At 62.4% G+C, this 17,380-nt stretch carries 17 protein-coding genes; 11 read left to right on the top strand and 6 right to left on the bottom strand.

The features are described from left to right. Nucleotides 1-12 precede the first annotated feature (12 nt). The gene (gene hemW / locus EKN06_RS02560) at nucleotides 13-1,167 is read right to left on the bottom strand and encodes a radical SAM family heme chaperone HemW (protein WP_127611295.1); all 1,155 of its coding nucleotides are present in this window, start codon (nucleotides 1,165-1,167) and stop codon (nucleotides 13-15) included. Nucleotides 1,168-1,214: 47 nt separating this feature from the next. Between hemW and EKN06_RS02565 the strand changes: the two genes are divergently transcribed. Beyond that, nucleotides 1,215-1,772, top strand: a complete 558-nt coding sequence (locus tag EKN06_RS02565; RefSeq protein WP_240654565.1) for a CAP domain-containing protein — start codon at nucleotides 1,215-1,217, stop codon at nucleotides 1,770-1,772. On the opposite strand, the gene rdgB is transcribed toward EKN06_RS02565, so the two are convergent. Continuing rightward, nucleotides 1,769-2,404, bottom strand: coding sequence for an RdgB/HAM1 family non-canonical purine NTP pyrophosphatase (gene rdgB / locus EKN06_RS02570; RefSeq protein ID WP_127611297.1), 636 nt, complete (start codon nucleotides 2,402-2,404; stop codon nucleotides 1,769-1,771). The two genes, EKN06_RS02565 and rdgB, sit on opposite strands and share 4 nt — an antisense overlap. Next, nucleotides 2,401-3,114, bottom strand: a complete 714-nt coding sequence (gene rph, locus EKN06_RS02575; RefSeq protein ID WP_127611298.1) for a ribonuclease PH — start codon at nucleotides 3,112-3,114, stop codon at nucleotides 2,401-2,403. The genes rdgB and rph overlap by 4 nt, the downstream gene beginning before the upstream one ends. Before the next feature lie 91 nt (nucleotides 3,115-3,205). Here rph and hrcA point away from each other — a divergent pair, with 91 nt between their 5' ends. The 3 genes from hrcA (at nucleotide 3,206) to EKN06_RS02590 (ending at nucleotide 5,245) form a co-directional block, all read left to right on the top strand. Beyond that, nucleotides 3,206-4,267, top strand: coding sequence for a heat-inducible transcriptional repressor HrcA (hrcA, locus tag EKN06_RS02580; protein ID WP_127611299.1), 1,062 nt, complete (start codon nucleotides 3,206-3,208; stop codon nucleotides 4,265-4,267). 28 nt (nucleotides 4,268-4,295) lie between these two features. Beyond that, nucleotides 4,296-4,868 (top strand): nucleotide exchange factor GrpE, encoded by a 573-nt coding sequence (grpE, locus tag EKN06_RS02585; protein WP_127611300.1) that lies wholly within the window; start codon nucleotides 4,296-4,298, stop codon nucleotides 4,866-4,868. 83 nt (nucleotides 4,869-4,951) lie between these two features. Further along, nucleotides 4,952-5,245 (top strand): YMGG-like glycine zipper-containing protein, encoded by a 294-nt coding sequence (locus EKN06_RS02590; protein ID WP_127611301.1) that lies wholly within the window; start codon nucleotides 4,952-4,954, stop codon nucleotides 5,243-5,245. Between the two features lie 67 nt (nucleotides 5,246-5,312). Here EKN06_RS02590 and EKN06_RS02595 read toward each other — a convergent pair whose 3' ends face one another. Then, entirely contained in the window at nucleotides 5,313-5,639 is a 327-nt protein-coding gene (locus EKN06_RS02595) for a hypothetical protein (RefSeq protein ID WP_420810744.1), read from the bottom strand. A gap of 164 nt (nucleotides 5,640-5,803) precedes the next feature. Next, complete coding sequence (locus tag EKN06_RS02600) at nucleotides 5,804-6,307, bottom strand: copper chaperone PCu(A)C (RefSeq protein ID WP_164843907.1); 504 nt, start codon at nucleotides 6,305-6,307, stop codon at nucleotides 5,804-5,806. A gap of 197 nt (nucleotides 6,308-6,504) precedes the next feature. Here EKN06_RS02600 and dnaK point away from each other — a divergent pair, with 197 nt between their 5' ends. Together dnaK and dnaJ are read left to right on the top strand one after the other, a co-directional pair. Further along, nucleotides 6,505-8,418: a molecular chaperone DnaK gene (dnaK, locus tag EKN06_RS02605; RefSeq protein WP_127611304.1), complete on the top strand. Its 1,914-nt coding sequence runs from the start codon at nucleotides 6,505-6,507 to the stop codon at nucleotides 8,416-8,418. 222 nt (nucleotides 8,419-8,640) lie between these two features. Further along, nucleotides 8,641-9,765, top strand: a complete 1,125-nt coding sequence (gene dnaJ, locus EKN06_RS02610; RefSeq protein WP_127611305.1) for a molecular chaperone DnaJ — start codon at nucleotides 8,641-8,643, stop codon at nucleotides 9,763-9,765. Nucleotides 9,766-9,768: 3 nt separating this feature from the next. Here the strand turns inward: dnaJ and EKN06_RS02615 are convergent, their stop codons facing one another. Beyond that, on the bottom strand, nucleotides 9,769-12,075 hold the full coding sequence (locus tag EKN06_RS02615; protein WP_127611306.1) for a patatin-like protein: 2,307 nt from the start codon (nucleotides 12,073-12,075) through the stop codon (nucleotides 9,769-9,771). An 85-nt stretch (nucleotides 12,076-12,160) separates the two neighbouring features. Between EKN06_RS02615 and radA the strand changes: the two genes are divergently transcribed. From radA to alr, 5 genes are all read left to right on the top strand, one after another. Continuing rightward, a complete protein-coding gene (gene radA, locus EKN06_RS02620) occupies nucleotides 12,161-13,552 on the top strand; it encodes a DNA repair protein RadA (RefSeq protein WP_127611307.1) in 1,392 nt (463 codons plus the stop codon). Nucleotides 13,553-13,563: 11 nt separating this feature from the next. Continuing rightward, nucleotides 13,564-14,100: a CvpA family protein gene (locus EKN06_RS02625; protein ID WP_127611308.1), complete on the top strand. Its 537-nt coding sequence runs from the start codon at nucleotides 13,564-13,566 to the stop codon at nucleotides 14,098-14,100. Beyond that, complete coding sequence (locus EKN06_RS02630) at nucleotides 14,097-14,546, top strand: iron-sulfur cluster assembly scaffold protein (protein ID WP_127611309.1); 450 nt, start codon at nucleotides 14,097-14,099, stop codon at nucleotides 14,544-14,546. The genes EKN06_RS02625 and EKN06_RS02630 overlap by 4 nt, the downstream gene beginning before the upstream one ends. Nucleotides 14,547-14,629: 83 nt before the next feature. Continuing rightward, nucleotides 14,630-16,276 carry an MFS transporter gene (locus EKN06_RS02635; RefSeq protein WP_127611310.1) on the top strand — a complete coding sequence of 549 codons (1,647 nt, stop codon included), beginning with the start codon at nucleotides 14,630-14,632 and terminating at the stop codon, nucleotides 16,274-16,276. Further along, nucleotides 16,276-17,343 (top strand): alanine racemase, encoded by a 1,068-nt coding sequence (alr, locus tag EKN06_RS02640; protein ID WP_127611311.1) that lies wholly within the window; start codon nucleotides 16,276-16,278, stop codon nucleotides 17,341-17,343. Before EKN06_RS02635 ends, alr begins: the two co-directional genes overlap by 1 nt. Nucleotides 17,344-17,380 lie beyond the last annotated feature (37 nt).

Consider the following 17,380-nt stretch of genomic DNA (forward strand, 5'->3'; position numbering starts at 1 on the left):
ACGATACGGTACTCACGGCGCGTCCATCAGGTCCGGACCGACGATTTCCGCAATCAGGCTGTCGAGCACGACCATCCCCCTGCCGGTGACACGCAACCGCCCATTTTCGCGTGTGACGAAGCCCAGTTGTTCGACCAGTTTTGTCCGTTCGGCGTCGAGCAAGCAGTTTTCCGTTATGCCGAAACGAGCGGCGAGGGCGGAGGGATCGACGCCTTCGCCCAGGCGCAGGCCCATCATCATGGCTTCTGCCGCCTGTTCGCCAGACGGAAGGACGCGTTGCTCCACCAGTCCGTGCCCCGCCTCCGCCACTGCCGACAGGTAATTTTCCGGCTTGCGATGCCGCTGCGTCGCGATTCCCCCGCGGCGTCCATGCGCGCCGGGGCCGATGCCGACATAGTCGCCATATCGCCAATAAGTGAGGTTGTGGCGGCTCTCCTCTCCGGGCCGAGCGTGGTTGCTCGTCTCGTATGCCGGCAAGCCTGCGGTCTTGGTCCGGAACCGGGTGAATTCGAAAAGTTCGCTGGCGATTTCCTCGTCCGGCATCTCGAACGCGCCTTTTCGAAAATCAGTGGCAAAGCGCGTGCCAGGTTCGATCGTCAGCTGATACAGCGACAGATGTCCAGTTCCGAAGGCGAGCGCGGCGCCAAGCTCCGATTGCCATTGCGCCCGTGTCTGGCCGGGGCGCGCATAGATAAGGTCGAAACTGACGCGGTCGAAATGCTTTTGCGCGATGCCAATCGCTTCAACCGCTTCGCCAGCGTCGTGCAATCTACCCAAAAATTTCAATGTTTTATCATCGAAACTTTGCACGCCCAGCGAGGAGCGATTGACGCCTGCGCGGGCGAGATCGGCAAACTTGGCCGACTCAACGCTCGACGGATTGGCCTCCAGCGTGATCTCGATATCGGCGGCAAAGGTCCAGTGCTCGGCAGCCTGTGCGATCAGCCGTTCTACTAGCGTCGGCGGCATTAGCGAAGGAGTGCCGCCGCCAAAAAAGATCGAGCCCAATTCGCGCTTGCCGGTGATCCGGGCTTCGTAAGCCATGTCGGACAGCAGCGCGCGTTCCCACTCGCCGATGTCCACTCCGCTGCGCACATGACTGTTGAAGTCGCAGTAGGGGCATTTCTTCAGACAGAAGGGCCAGTGGATATAAAGCGCGAGGGCCATGCCGGTATTTCAGCGCCTGTTAACCCGGCAAAGTCAAGATGGCGGCCATGGGACGGGTCAGATTCTGGGCGTTGGGCATGGCCGGCGCATTCGCAGCAGTGGTAGCGATTGGCGCATCCGGCGTCGCTTCTTCGAAGGAGCGCGGCTGGGTCGAGCGCGTGGGCGGTGGCAGCTTTGCCGAACGCCTGCTTGGTGCGCACAACGATGAACGACGAAAGATGGGCGTGCCCGACTTGCGGTGGAGCCCGAAACTGGCTGCGCAGGCGCAGGCCTATGCGCAAAAACTCGCCCGGCAACAGGCGATGGTTCATGCCAGCAATGCCGAGCGCGGCGGAGCGGGCGAAAACCTCTGGGCCGGTCGCGCCGGTTTCTATTCGGCCGAGGAAATGGTCGAAGGGATGGTCGCGGAAAAGCGCCATTTCAAAAGCGGCAATTTCCCACAAGTCAGCCGCACCGGCCAGTGGCGCGACGTCGGCCATTATACCCAGCTGATCTGGCGCGAAACGACCGACATCGGTTGTGCAGTGGCGCCGGGTGGCACCAACGATTGGCTGGTGTGCCGTTACTGGCCCGCAGGCAACATTTATGGAAAGCCGGTGCTCTAGGCGCCGAACTGTTCGGCAACCAGCTTGCGAAAGGCGTCGGCGCGGTGGCTCATCGCGTGCTTTTCCTCAGGTGCAAGCTCGGCAAAGGTGACGTCGCGCCCCTTTGGCACGAAGACCGGATCGTACCCGAAGCCCATCGTGCCGCGTGGCGGCCAAGTCAGCGATCCGTCGACACGGCCTTCGTAAACGGCCTCGCGCCCGTCGGGCCATGCAATGGCGAGGACACAGGAGAACCACGCGTCGCGCGGCGTGTCCGGACCCTTTTCGGCGAGCATTCCCTCGACCTTGCCCATCGCCATGTACCAGTCGCGCCCGGCAGGGCCTTCGAACCACTGCCGTTCGGCCCAATCGGCGGTATAGACGCCGGGCCGGCCATCCAGCGCGGCGACCGATAGGCCCGAATCGTCTGCAAGGCTGACGATCTGCGAAGCCTGTGTCGCCGCGCGCGCCTTGATCAGCGCGTTTTCCACGAATGTCGTGCCCGTCTCCGCCGGTTCTGGCAGGCCGAGTGAACCTGCGCTGATGCAATCCACGCCATAGGGCGCGAGCAGGGCCGAAATTTCCTTCAGCTTGCCCGCATTGTGCGTGGCGATGACCAGCCGCCCGGAATTGAGATGGGGCCTATCGCTCATTTTACGGCGATATCCTGCGCTCGGTAAATCGAATCGCAGCCGGTGCGGGCAAGGCGAAGGAGACGAAGGAGGCCTTCTTCGTCATATGTCGCGCCTTCTGCCGTGGCCTGCACCTCTGCGATCTGGCCCCCTTCGATCAGGACGAAGTTGGCGTCCGCATCGGCGTTCGAATCCTCGTCGTAATCAAGATCGAGCACCGGCGTGCCCTTAAAGATGCCGCACGACACTGCGGCGATCTTGGACGTCAGCGGATCGGCCTTGATCTCGCCCTTGTCCATCAGGCCCTGAACGGCGAGCCGCAGCGCGACCCATGCGCCGGAAATCGCCGCGGTGCGCGTGCCGCCGTCGGCCTGAAGCACGTCGCAGTCGAGCGTGATCTGGCGTTCGCCAAGCTTCTTCAGGTCGGTCACGGCCCGCAACGAACGCCCGATCAGGCGCTGGATTTCCTGGGTTCGGCCAGTCTGCTTGCCCTTTGCCGCTTCGCGTCCGCCACGGGTGTGCGTGGCGCGCGGCAGCATCGAATATTCCGCCGTGACCCAGCCTTCGCCTTTGCCACGCAACCATGGCGGCAGGCGTTCTTCAACGCTGGCGGTGCACAGCACGCGGGTTTCGCCAAAGCTGATAAGGCAAGACCCCTCGGCGTGCTTGGTAAAGCCGGTCTCAATGGTAATCGCCCGCATCTCGTCTGCGGCGCGGCCGGATGGGCGCATTTGTGGTGATTCCTTCTGCGATAACGTGTTTCGGCGCTGGCGTTAGTCGCATCGGGCTTGAGGCCGCAAGGGGATGCCCTAAATAAGGGGCATGCAAGGACCGCCCCTCATTGAAATGACCGATCGCGCCCGCGACATCTTTCGGCTGGTGGTCGAGGGGTTCATCGATTCGGGCCAACCCGTCGGATCGAAAGTGCTGGCCAACGCCGAGGGGATCAATCTTTCTCCCGCATCGATCCGGTCGGTGCTCGCCGATCTCGAACGCTTGGGCCTTTTGGCTGCACCGCATACCAGCGCTGGGCGGATGCCGACCGAATCCGGTCTGCGCCTGTTCGTCGACGGAATGATGCAAGTGGCTGAACCCAGCCAGGCCGAACGCCTTGCCATTGAGCGCGAGCTCGCGCGGCCCGGCCCGGTGGAAGACGCGCTGGCCAAGACATCGGCGATGCTGTCCAGCCTTTCCGCCTGTGCCGGCGTTGTCATGGTGCCGGCGCACGAACCGCGCTTGTTGCAGATGACCATCGTGCCGCTGGGCAACGGTCGGGCTCTGGCCGTGTTGGTTGGAGAGGACGGCGCGATTGAAAATCGCGTGCTCGACCTGCCGGCAGGCACGGACGCCAGTACGCTGGAACAGGCGGCCAACTACATTTCAGCGCAACTTGCCGGGCGAACGCTGGCCGAAGCCGCAGCGGCGGTGAAGCGCGAGCTGGCAGGCGAACGGGCTTCGCTCGATTCGGCGGCGCGCGATCTTGTCGAACGCGGGCTGGCGATCTGGAGCGAGGATGCTGCGCGCCGCCCTGTTCTGATCGTGAGGGGACAGGCGAACCTGCTGGACGAAGCGGCGGTGGAGGATCTGGAACGCGTCCGGTCGCTGATCGACGATATCGAACGATCCGAACAGGTTGCGGCGGTTCTCGCCTCCGCCCGCGATGCGAAAAGCGCGCGGATATTCATCGGATCGGAAAACAAGCTCTTCTCGCTCTCCGGCTCCTCGGTCATTGCATCCCCCTATCGCGATCGCGAAGGCAGGGTCATCGGAGTCGTGGGCGTGATCGGGCCGACGCGGTTGAATTACGGCCGGCTCGTCCCCATGGTGGATTTCACCGCACGGAGCCTGGGGCTGAGCCTCGGGCGGATCACCGGTCAAGGCTGACCGGTAACAGACAGGAATTTATAGCGCGATGAGCGACAAACGGACCCGCGACGAAGCGGTCGAGAACGAATTGAATGGCGTGCCCGAGGACATGCTCGAGGGCGGCGAAGACGCTGAGGTCGAAAGCACCGACGAGCGCCTTGCCGCGCTTGAGGAAGAATTGGCCGAAGCCAAGCAGCAGGTACTCTACGCCCGTGCCGAGACGCAGAACGTGCGTCGCCGGATGGAAAAGGACATTGCGGACGCGCGTACATATGCCGCCACCGGTTTTGCGCGCGACGTGCTTTCGGTGTCCGACAACCTGACCCGCGCGCTGGAGGCTATCCCCGAAGAATTGCGCGAAGACGACAAGATGAAGGGCCTCGTTGCCGGCATCGAAGCGACATCGCGCGAACTCGACAATGTCTTCGGCCAGCACGGCATCAGCCGCATCGCCGCCCGCGGCATGCCGCTTGATCCCAACCAGCATCAGGCGGTAGTCGAAATCCCGAGCACCGATGCTGAACCGGGCACGGTGGTGCAGGAAATGCAGGCCGGTTACATGATCAAGGGTCGCCTGTTGCGCCCCGCCATGGTCGGAGTGGCGAAAAAGCCGGACTGATACAAACAACTCGTGTTACTTCAGGAACTTCCTTCGCGCTTTCACGTAAGTCCAGTGCAACGGGGCGAAACGGAGATGATGCGATGAACTACAAGAAACTGACCATTCCCGCGATTGCCGCCGCCGCGCTGGCAACCGCGGGCTGTGCCGAGAACTATGCCGTCGAAGGAGCCGCGGTTGGCGCGGCCGCCGGGGCCGCTGTCGGGGCCGTGACCGGCGCCGACATTGGCACCGCCGCCGCCGTTGGCGCCGCAGCCGGTGCGGTCGGTGGCTATTTCATGGACAAGGACAAGGACTGCAGCGGTTATGACCGCGACGGCAGGCTGGACGACGATTGCTACGGTACGTCGGGCTATCCGGTCGATCCCCGATATTGAGCGATAGCTTCCTTGATCTGGAAATGACGATAGTGGGCGCGGCAACTTCGGTTTCCGCGCCCTTTTTTTACGCGTGTGCGAATGGCAAGATCGTCTGCAATTGCGCCAGTGCGGGCGCCCCGCGAAGGTTGTAGCCGCGTTCAAGCAGGAAGGCATGCCGCACGATTTCCGCCTGCTGTTCAATGCCGTACGATCGCAGCGGCTGGCCCGGCCTTATCGCGTAATCGTACCGGCAGAACGGATGGCGCATCAGCACGAGCCAGAAACGGCCACGCTCTTGCGCTTGCCAGACGTGGGTCATTTCATGAATGAACAAACCTTGCGCTGACAGCGGCGCGGCCGCGAAGTCTTCGTGATAATCCACATGCTCGGCCGGGAAATGAATGTGGCCCATAGGGGCCATCGCCGTGTTCGCAGGCTGAAACGGAAACCACCGTTTGCGCCGGATCGTCACCGGAGCAAGGTCTATGGCGGCACCGAAAACGGACCTGACCAGCGACTTTTCGCCGTCGGTCAGGCCCCTTGTTCCACCGGCGGGGCAGGCGGGTTGGGCGGTGCTCAGTGTTCCATTCCCGCCATATCGTGATCGCCCATATCCATGCCGCCCGCGCCCACGACCTTTGCCGCGATCGACGCCTTGTCGCCGTTGTCGAACGTAATCGTCAGGTCGGTCGTTCCGCCCGGCGCGATTGTCGCATCCATGTCAAACAGCATGACATGATGCCCACCGGTCTTGAACGCATGAGGTTCGCCCGGTTCGAGGGCGACCGTTTCGACCTTTTTCATCGACATGACGCCATCGACCATCGCGCTTTCGTGCATTTCGGTTCGCCCGGCGCCCATGACCGCGACTCCGGTAATCGTGCGCGGCTCATCCGAAGAAATCATGAAATATGCCGACCCCGGCCTGCCGCCGACTGCCGGCATCCGCACTTGCGCATCGGTGAGCGACACGCCCTTTGGCCCGTCGGCGGCAACAGGTACATCGACGGTTTCGGCAGGGACCGGATCGGGCGCTTCCGATCCACAGGCGGACAGCGCCAGCGAAAGTGCAAGGGACATGAAAACTGGAGTGATGCGCATGTGAGATGGCTCCGCAGCCGATTGTGGACGGCCTTCCAAATAGGGAACCTACGACCCTTGTTCCACTCAAATCCGCCCCTATATCGCCGTTGCAGTCAAGAGCCGCGCGGCGGGCCTGCCCGCCAATGGGGGGCCCAAATGACGCGGTGTCAAAAACAAAGGATGGAAAGAATAAGATGGCCAAAGTTATCGGCATTGACCTCGGCACGACCAACAGCTGCGTCGCGGTGATGGACGGCGACAAGCCCAAGGTTATCGAGAATTCGGAAGGCGCGCGTACCACGCCCTCGATCGTCGCCTTTACCAAAGATGGCGAGCGTCTGATCGGACAGCCGGCCAAGCGCCAGGCCGTCACGAACCCGGACAACACCCTTTTTGCGATCAAGCGCTTGATCGGCCGCCGCTTCGACGACCCCATGACCAAGAAGGACATGGAACTGGTCCCCTATGACATCGTCAAGGGCAAGAACGGCGATGCATGGGTCAAGGCAGGCGGAGAGGATTATTCCCCTTCGCAGGTCAGCGCATTCATTCTTCAGAAGATGAAGGAAACCGCCGAGAGCTATCTTGGCGAAACCGTGACGCAAGCGGTCATCACCGTTCCGGCATACTTCAACGATGCGCAGCGTCAGGCGACCAAGGACGCCGGTCAGATCGCCGGTCTCGAAGTTCTGCGCATCATCAACGAGCCCACTGCGGCGGCGCTGGCCTATGGTCTCGACAAGGCGGACGGCAAAACGATCGCGGTCTATGACCTTGGCGGCGGCACATTCGACGTTTCGATCCTCGAGATCGGCGACGGCGTGTTCGAAGTGAAGTCGACCAACGGCGACACGTTCCTCGGCGGTGAGGATTTCGACATCGCGGTCGTGGAATATCTCGCCGAGGCGTTCAAGAAGGACGAGGGCATCGATCTGCGCGGCGACAAGCTTGCGCTGCAGCGCCTCAAGGAATCGGCTGAAAAGGCCAAGATCGAACTGTCGAGCGCGCAGTCAACCGAAGTGAACCTGCCGTTCATCACGGCGGATCAGAACGGTCCCAAGCACCTCGTCAAGACGATCACTCGCACCGATCTGGAAAAGATGGTCGAAGGACTGATCGCCCGTACGAAGGAGCCGATGAAGAAGGCGCTCGCCGATGCCGGCGTGTCGGCCAAGGACATCGACGAAGTCGTGCTGGTCGGCGGCATGACCCGCATGCCCAAGGTGCGCGAAGCCGTGAAGGAGTTCTTCGGCAAGGAACCGCACACCGGCGTGAACCCTGACGAAGTCGTCGCCATGGGCGCGGCGATCCAAGCAGGCGTGCTTCAGGGCGACGTCAAAGACGTGCTGCTGCTCGACGTGACCCCGCTGTCGCTGGGAATCGAAACGCTGGGCGGCATCATGACCAAGATGATCGACCGCAACACCACGATCCCGACCAAGAAGAGCCAGGTCTATTCGACTGCCGACGACAATCAGCAGGCGGTGACGATCCGGGTCTTCCAGGGCGAGCGCGAAATGGCGCAGGACAACAAGATCCTGGGCCAGTTCGACCTCGTCGGGATTCCGCCCGCACCGCGCGGCGTGCCGCAAATCGAAGTGACGTTCGACATCGACGCCAACGGCATCGTCAACGTGTCGGCCAAGGACAAGGGCACCGGCAAGGAGCAGCAGATCCGCATTCAGGCTTCGGGCGGTCTGTCCGACGCCGACATCGACCAGATGGTGCAGGACGCGGAGAAGTTCGCCGACGAGGACAAGAAGCGCAAGGAGCGTGCCGAGGCGCGCAATCAGGCCGACAGCCTCGTCCATTCGACCGAGCAGCAGCTCAAGGAACACGGCGACGCCATCGGCGCCGACCTGAAGTCCGAGATCGAGGCGGCTGTCGCGGCGGCAAAGACTGCGCTCGAAGGCGATGACGTCGACGCGATCAATGCCAAGTCCCAGGCGCTGGCCGAAACGGCCATGAAGATGGGTCAGGCGATCTACGAAAAGCAGCAGTCCGAGGCTGGTGCTGCCGGTGCGGCGACGGGCAGCGAGGCCGGAGCCGACGAAGAAGTCGTCGACGCCGAATTTTCGGAAGTCGACGAAGGCGAAAGCAAAAACTGAGCCTATATGGCGGTAATCGCATGATTTTCCCGGCTCACTTCTTCCAATGTTGGCGCAATGGCGTTAACGAGAGGGAGAGTGGGCCGGGATTATTCTGCGCACCGCTAGGTTGAGGGGCGACGCCATAACGGCGGTTCGCCCCGTCGATTTGTGCCCTCCAGCAGTTTGGACGCTGTGCGTGGTACATGACCGCAACGCGAGCAGAGTGGGGATCGAGTGTCAGTGGAAACCGAGATCGACTTTTACGAGCTTCTCGAAGTCGAACGCACCGCGGACGACAAGGCGATCAAGGCCGCCTATCGCCGGCTCGCCATGCGGCACCACCCTGACAAGAATCCCGGTTGCGGCGACAGCGAGGCGAAGTTCAAGGCGATCAGCGTTGCCTATGATTGCCTGAAAGACCCGCAAAAGCGGGCCACGTACGATCGTTACGGTCATGCCGCCTATGCTCAGGCGCAGCAGGGCGGCGGCGGAGGCGGCGCGGGCTTTTCCGATATCGGCGACATCTTCGAAACGATCTTCGGCAGCGCGTTCGGCGGCGGCAATGGCGGCGGCAGGGCCCGTCGCGGCGCAGACTTGCGTTACGACATGGAAATCTCTCTCGAAGAAGCGTTCCACGGCAAGCAGACCGAGATCGAGATCGAAGTTTCGCAGACATGCGAACCATGCTCCGGCTCGGGCGCCGAACCGGGTACCGATCGCACGCGCTGCCCCATCTGCGGTGGTCACGGCAAAGTCCGGGCACAACAGGGGTTCTTCATGGTCGAACGGCCATGCCCATCGTGCCACGGTCGCGGCGAAGTCATCGAGAAGCCGTGTCGCGCATGTCGCGGCGAGGGCCGGGTCGATCAGGCTCAGAAGCTTGAGGTCAATGTTCCGCCGGGCGTCGAAACCGGCACCCGCATCCGATTGACGGGCAAGGGCGAAGCGGGCCCGGTGGGCGCGGCTCCGGGCGATCTTTATATATTCATCCACGTGCGTCGCCATTCGGTTTACGAGCGTGACGGAACCACGCTGGTTACTCGCGTGCCCATCACCTTTACGAAGGCGGCGCTGGGCGGAACGGTGGGGTTGCCGGGGCTTGACGACGAATGGATCACGGTCAACATCCCGGCGGGCATCCAGTCCGGTGAACAGCTTCGCAAGCGTGGCGACGGCATGCCGGTACTTCAGGGTCGGGGTCGCGGCGATCTGGTGATCGAGGTCAAGGTCGAGACTCCGCGCAAACTGTCGACGAAGCAGAAGGAACTGCTCCGCGAATTCCAGCAGAGCGAAACCGACGCGCAATGCCCGGAATCGCAAGGCTTTTTCGAACGGATCAAAGCCGGGTTCACCGGGAAGCGTTAGGCTTCAGCCCAGCTTGTCGGCCACTTCGCGTTCCAGCCGTTCGATGACCGTGCGACTGCACAGGCCTGCCTCGCGCTCCTCGTTCAGTACGGCGAGAAAAGCGTCGCGCTTGATCGCCGCAAGGACGTCGGGTGGAACCGCGGCTTCGGTGCCCAATGTCGATGCCGTGATGTCGATCAGCCTTTCGGCACCGTGCAGGCGACCCCACAGATAATCGTTCTCGCGATAAGCCCGGCTGAAAAAAGCTCCGAAATTATAGAATTCGATTCCCCGCAAGGTCGATGCCGCACTGCCACCGCGGATCGAGCCTGCATCTTCGGGCGAAATCCGGTCCACCTTGACCGGATCGAATTCGTCCAGCCCCCATGCACCCAGAAGGGTCAGGGTGGCGATGTCGTAGAACGGGTAGCCAAGATAAGTGAGCAGCAGCTTGCGCCGCTGTTCACGGGGCAGGGAGCCAAGCCCTTCGGCGAGCAGGGCATCGACTTGCGGGTCGGTGCTTTTCAGATCGCGCCTCTCGGCAATCGCGACCAATACAGCTTCGGGATCTTCCAATACCCGGTTGGCGGCCTCACCGAATTCCGGGCCCATCGTCTCTGCAAGGTCAAGCTTGGTATAGAGCGCCAGCGCCCGATAGATCGCATCGCGCGCCGTCTCTCGCAAGTCGGCGTCCAGTTCGCCGCCGACATCGCCGGGTGCCAGCCTTCGTGCGAGCAAACGCAGTCGCCGCGTGCGAAATCCGATGTCATGTGTGCGAAAGAACGTGATCGCCGCATCGCTCGCGCCGCCCCCCGGCGCGGCCAGGGTGGCGAGGCCCTGCGCATCGAGAAAACGCGACAGCGCCGCTACGATTTCATCATGAGCGGGCGGATCGACATCGATGGCGCGACGGATAAGATTGGCCAGCCCGTCGACGATCCCTGCGAATTTCGCCTGCGCATAGGAATGAAAGGCAAAGCCTGCGCGTTCGGCAGCTGCCTGTTGGGCGCGGCGCCGCCATTTCGTCAGCCGCTCGGCATTCGGACGGTCCAGGAACAGCGTATGTCCCAGCAGCTTGTCGACCGTCGTTTCCACTTCCGGCCGCAGTGCATCGACAATCCCGCGAATGCGCATCGCATCGGCCGAATGGTGCGCAATGCGTTCGAGATCATCGCGTATCGGCTGTTCACGCGGGATCGCGGACATTGCGCCGAATATCGCGGTGAAAAACCCTATCGGGCGGCTGTCCGCTCGCGCATTGCCGATGCGGAATTCCGGATTCGGGTCAATATAAACGAAACGGCGATCGACCTCCCGCGTGGAAGGTCGGTTCTGCAAAGCCTGAATCGCTTCGGCAAACGGCGCGCCGACAAGGACGGCCCCGTCGATAAGTGCGACGCTGTCGAGATCTTCGGCATGGACGTGGTGCGGCATGATCCGGCGCAGGAAATGGTCGCGATTGGGCCATTCGAACCAGCGTTCCTCGACCAGCGCATCGATCTCGGCAATTTGTAGGGGCGGAAAGGCGCCCGGAAAACTCGCCGTAGCGCGTGCAGCAAAAACGAGCTCGGCCCGCGCCGCCAGTTCAGCGTCGCCACCATACGCGCGGAACGATATCGGCAGGCGATGCTCTGCCTCGACCGCACCGACAGGGCTGTTGACGTGAAGTGGCGCACGATAGCCGCGAAAGTCGGTCGTCGTGACGAGAAGGTCAAGCGGATGCCGGTTCGGCATCAACGGCGGGCCGGGCGGCTGCTCGCGCATGGCCAGCAAAGCATCGTCGATCAATCGCGAAAAGCCCGAGCCTGAAAACGGCGGCGCGAACCAACGGCTGCGCATCAGTCGGGAAAGCTTTCCTCGCACTTCCTCCCGCGTTTCCGGAGCGACTGTGCGCGACACCGCGTTACCTGGCCGGCGCAGCGTCCATTCGACCAGCGGCTGAGCCCATATTTTCGAAAAGCGGTGCCCCGGCCGGGCCTCTGGCGCTATCAGCACGTCGCTGTCCGCGCATTCAAGCCATAGCCGGGTCAGCGGGTCGAGCGAGCGACCGGTCAACAGCGCTTGTGCCAGGAAGATCGCGTTCATGCCCCCGGCGCTGGTTCCCGAAAGGATGTCGGGAATGACCCGCAATCGGGTCGCGCCATGATCCGATATCGCCTGCAGCAGGGCGTGATAGGCACCCGGCGATCCGGCAGGTTGCGGCAGTCCGTCGCGAAAGGCGCGGCTCGCTTCGGCGAGCTTCAGGACCTCCTTGGTGACCCCGTGCATGTAAACCGCAAGGCTGACCCCACCGTAACAGACGAGCGCGATGCGCAGTTCCTTCTCCCGCATTGGGTAACGATGACAGGCATGACGGTGGATTCAAAGCAAAAGTTCTCCACTTGCGTTCCAGTTATGTTCTGTTTAGGCGATACGCATGGCGAAACCCAAACGTCGATATGTCTGCCAGGCTTGCGGCAGCGTCAGCAACCGTTGGCAGGGGCAATGCCCTGACTGCGCCGAATGGAACACCATGGCGGAAGAGGCGGCGGAAACCGTATTTTCGGCCAAGCACGACTTGTCTGGCGGTGGGCGCAGGATCGATTTCGTCGCGCTCGATTCACCCGTTCCCTTGCCTGTGCGCCGCAAGACCGGGCTGGCCGAATTCGACCGCGCGCTGGGTGGTGGACTGGTACCCGGCAGCGCGGTGCTCATGGGCGGCGATCCCGGGATCGGTAAGTCGACGCTTCTGCTGCAAACGGCGGCCAGCATCGCTCGCGCTGGCGGCAACGTCGTTTATATCAGCGGCGAAGAAGCGGCGGGGCAAGTGCGCTTGCGGGCCGAACGATTGGGCATGTCGGACGCTTCGATCAAGTTGGCGTCGGCAACATCGGTGCGCGATATCCTGACCACATTGGGCGCGATGGATGCAGCCGATCTGCTGGTCATCGATTCCATCCAGACGATGCATTCCGACCAGATCGAAGGCGCGCCCGGCACGGTCAGCCAGGTGCGCGGCTGTGCGCTTGAACTCATCCGTTTTGCCAAGGCGAGCGGGACTGCGCTGGTGCTGGTCGGTCACGTGACCAAGGATGGCAATATTGCCGGGCCGCGCGTGCTTGAACACATGGTCGATGTCGTGATGAGCTTCGAGGGGGAGCGATCGCACCAGTATCGCGTGCTGCGCGCGCTGAAGAACCGGTTCGGCGCGGTCGACGAAATCGGTGTCTTCGCGATGGAGGGGCATGGCCTTGCGGAAGTGTCGAACCCTTCGAGCCTGTTCCTGTCGGGCCGCGACGAACCGTTGGCGGGCAGCGCGGTTTTTCCAGCGCTCGAAGGCACCCGCCCGGTGCTGGTCGAGATTCAGGCGCTCATCGTAAGGCTTCAATCGGGCGCGACGCCGCGCCGGGCTGTAGTGGGGTGGGACAGCGGGCGATTGGCCATGCTGCTTGCGGTGCTCGAAGCTCGATGCGGGCTCAGTTTTTCGACGGCCGAAGTCTACCTCAATGTCGCTGGCGGTTACCGGCTGACGGATCCTGCCGCCGATCTCGCCGTGGCCGCCGCGCTGGTGTCCGCGCTGTCGGACAGGGCCTTGCCAGCTCGTTCGGTCTGGTTCGGGGAAGTGTCCTTGGCCGGGCAGATTCGCCCCGTCGCACATGCCGGAATCCGGCTGAAGGAGGCGGCCAAACTCGGTTTTGAAAAAGCGAGCGGCCCGCCGGAAGGTAGCGACAAGGTGGGTAGCGGGAAGGCGGGGAGCGGGAAGGGCATGGACTATCGCGAGATGTCGGGTTTGCTTAATCTCGTTGACCGTATCGTGGGTAGCCAATAGCTGTTTCGGCCATGACCTTGTTCGACATTGCAGTGCTGGTAATCGTCGCGCTCAGCGGCCTTGGCGGTTTGTCGCGCGGCTTCGTGCACGAAGTGCTCTCGGTCGCGGCATGGCTCGCCGCGATTGTGGCGATTTATCTGTTCCACGCGCCGCTGACCGACCTGATAATCGTGTTCTTTGAGGATAACGACATCAATGCGTCGTTGCTGTCCTTTGTCGCACTGCTGCTGGTTCCGCTCGTCGTCATGCGCTTCATCGCACGATGGGCTGGCACCAAGATGCGCAATTCCGCGCTTGGCTTCATCGACCGCGTGCTTGGGCTAGGCTTTGGCCTGCTGAAGGGGCTGCTGTTGGTCGTCTTGACTTTCGCCATCATCACGCTCGGTTACGACCGGGTGTGGAGCGCCAAGGGGCGGCCCGATTGGGCCAAGGATGCGCGTTCCTATCCCTTCATCAATGCGGCGAGCGGCGCATTGGTCGAAACAATGTCGGAGCGGCGCGAAGAATTGATGGACAGGATGACCAAGGACGAGAGCGAGCCTGCGTGAGCGGCCATCGGCTCTATACGCCTGAAGTGCTGGCGGCGGCTGTTTCGCTGGCCGAATATCCCCTCGCTCCCGACCTTGTTTTGCGTGGCGAAGCGCGTTCGGCAAGCTGCGGCAGCCGCATTGAGCTCGGTCTGGAGCTGGACGACGCGGGACGCATTGCCCGGATTGGCGTTGCATCGCGAGCCTGCGCCATCGGACAAGCTAGCGCAGCCATTTTCGCAAAGGGAGCGTCCGGGCTAACCGGCACAGACCTCGTCGCGGCGCGCGAGACGATGGCAGCGTGGCTGGGCGGGTCGGCGGACATGCCGGACTGGCCGGGCCTCGATCTCGTTGCCTCTGCACGAGACTATCCCGCGCGGCATGGCGCGATGATGCTGGCCTGGAATGCTGCGTGCGACGCCTTGCGCAAGCCGAGCGCCCTGTCCACCGCGGAGCATGGTTCCTGAAGATGTCGTACCGACCCCGCTTGGCAATCGGGTTGCAAACGTTCAAAGGCATTTCTTTCAAGAGATGGCGGGAGTGAGCGGCGATGGCAGAGATCGCGACCGGCGCGGGTGAAGAGCGCGAGATGACGGCTGCCGAGATTCGGCTTGTCGTCGGTGCATCGTCGGTCGGCACCATTTTCGAATGGTACGATTTTTTCATCTACGGCACGCTGTCTGCGCTTATCGGCGCGGCCTTCTTTCCCGGCGAAAACGCGATCCTGCAAACCTTGCTGGTATGGGCCGGGTTCGCGATCGGTTTCGGTTTCCGGCCGCTTGGCGCGATCCTGTTCGGATATCTTGGCGACAAGCTGGGGCGCAAGTACACGTTTCTCGTCACCGTGACATTGATGGGGGTCGCCACGGCAGGGGTCGGGCTGGTGCCATCGGCGGAAAACATCGGACTTGTCGCGCCGCTGATCGTGATCGTCTTGCGCATCCTCCAAGGCCTTGCGTTGGGCGGGGAATATGGCGGCGCGGCAATCTATGTCGCCGAACATGCGCCGGCAGAAAGGCGCGGATTTTTCACTTCGTTCATCCAGGCGAGCGTCGTCGGCGGCTTCGTGCTGTCGATAGTCGTCGTCCTGGTTTGCCGCTGGCTGATCCCCGCCGACGACTTTGCCGCATGGGGCTGGCGCGTTCCGTTTCTTTTGTCCCTGCTGCTGCTCGCGGGATCATTGTGGATGCGGTTGAAGCTGTCGGAAAGTCCGGTTTTCAAAGCCATGAAGGAAGCTGGCGAGACTTCGGGCAATCCCTTTGTCGAAAGCTTTACCTATCCCGGCAACCTGAAGCGCATTTTCGTCGCACTCGGCGTGGCGGCGGGGTTGACGACGATCTGGTATACCGCGTTCTTCTCGACCCTATCGTTCCTGAAGGGGCCGATGCGTGTCGACGATTTCACGGTCGAAATGATGCTACTGATCGCGGCATTGCTCAGCATGGGGTTCTATATCTACATCGGACGACTGTCTGACCGGGTGGGACGGAAGAAGCCGATCGTCTGGGGCAACATCGCCATCCTCGTCCTGCTGTTTCCGGTCATGTGGGGGATCGGCGCGCTCGCCAATCCGCAATTGGTGGCATCATCGCGCCATGCGCCGGTTACAGTCGCGGGGCCGAATTGCACCTACAATCCGTTTGGCGACTTGCTGGGACAGGAACAAACGCAATGTGGCAAGTTGCTGGAAACTTTGATCGGCGCGGGCGTGCCCTATGACGTCACAGCGGCGGATGCCCTGTCGATGGACATCGGCGGGCGCACGATCGATTATGCCGCGACCGACTTTGGCGACGGCGCGGCCCGCAAGGCGCTGATCGAGGGAGAGCTTGCGCGCGACGGCTATACCTTTGCCAAACAGACGCCGCCGTTCATCAACGTGATCGGCATCATTGGCTTGCTGCTGGTCCTCGGCTTCCTGTCGGCTGCGAATTACGGACCCGTTGCGGCGCTGTTGACCGAGATGTTTCCGACCCGCATTCGCTACAGCTCGATGTCGATCCCCTATCACTTTGGGGCTGGCTATTTCGGCGGCTTCCTGCCGCTTATCGCCAGTTATATCGTCGCGCGAACAGGCAATGCCTATGCCGGTTTGTGGTACACTTGGATATTTGTCGCATTCGGTCTGGTCGTCACCGCATGGGGTCTGAAACCCGGGCCACCGCGCGATTTCGAGGACGACATTTCGAACGCCTGATGACCGATACATGCAAATTCGGCGAACAAGCGGTTCCACCTCCGCCGTCCTTGCGGCTGCGCGTCGAAGGCGACGCGATCGCTGACAACTGGCGCGCGCTCGATGCGATGAGTGGGCCTGCAAAGACTGCCGCGGCGGTGAAGGCGGATGCCTATGGCGTCGGGATAGAACGCGCGATGCCCGCCTTGCTGCAGGCTGGGTGCCGGGATTTTTACGTCGCGCATTGGGCTGAGGTGGCGGGCGCTGCTGCTTTTGTCGATCCGTCGGGCATCGGTGTCCTGCACGGCCCGTCGAGCGTCGAAGATTGCGCTTACGCCCGCGCCATCGGCGTTCGTCCGGTGCTGAACAGCATGCGGCAGGCTGGTCTGTGGCAGGAAACCGGTGGTGGCCGGTGCGATCTGATGGTCGATACCGGGATGAACCGGCTCGGCCTGCGCCCCGAACAGCTTGGCGATCCGATGGTGCAGGGGCTCGATGTCGACGTGTTGATGTCGCATCTGGCTTGTGCGGATGAGGATAGCGCGATGAACGAGCGGCAGCGGGCGTCGTTTGCGGCCGTGATCGCGCAAGTCCCGCACCGCCGGACCAGCCTTGCCAACAGCGCAGGAATTGCGTTGGGCGCTGCATTCGCCTTTGACATGACCCGCCCCGGCATCGCGCTTTATGGCGGAGTACCCCGCCCAGAAATGGCCAGTGCGATCCGGCAGGTCGCTTTCCCGGAAGCGGCCATCATTCAGGTGCGCGATGTGCCGGCGGGAGAAACGGTCGGCTACGGCGCGACCTATCGCGCAACACGCGACTTGCGGATTGGCATCGTCGCGCTTGGCTATGCCGACGGATACCTTCGGTGCTGGAGCGATGTCGGCGTTTTCAGGGATGGCGAAGCGGAACTGCCGGTATTGGGTCTAGTGTCGATGGACATGACTGTAATCGACCTTTCTGCTGCGCCGCACCTTGGCGAAGGTGACTGGATCGGGGCCGATTACGACTTGCCGGTGGCCGCAAAACGGACCGGTCTAACCCAATATGAATTATTGACGTCGATAGGTCCTAGATTGCGCCGGTAATCGCTTGGCCGTGCGATTGTGCATGTGCTAATAGCGG

Origin of the sequence: Croceicoccus ponticola (assembly GCF_004004515.1) — a bacterium.
Taxonomy (GTDB): domain Bacteria; phylum Pseudomonadota; class Alphaproteobacteria; order Sphingomonadales; family Sphingomonadaceae; genus Croceicoccus; species Croceicoccus ponticola.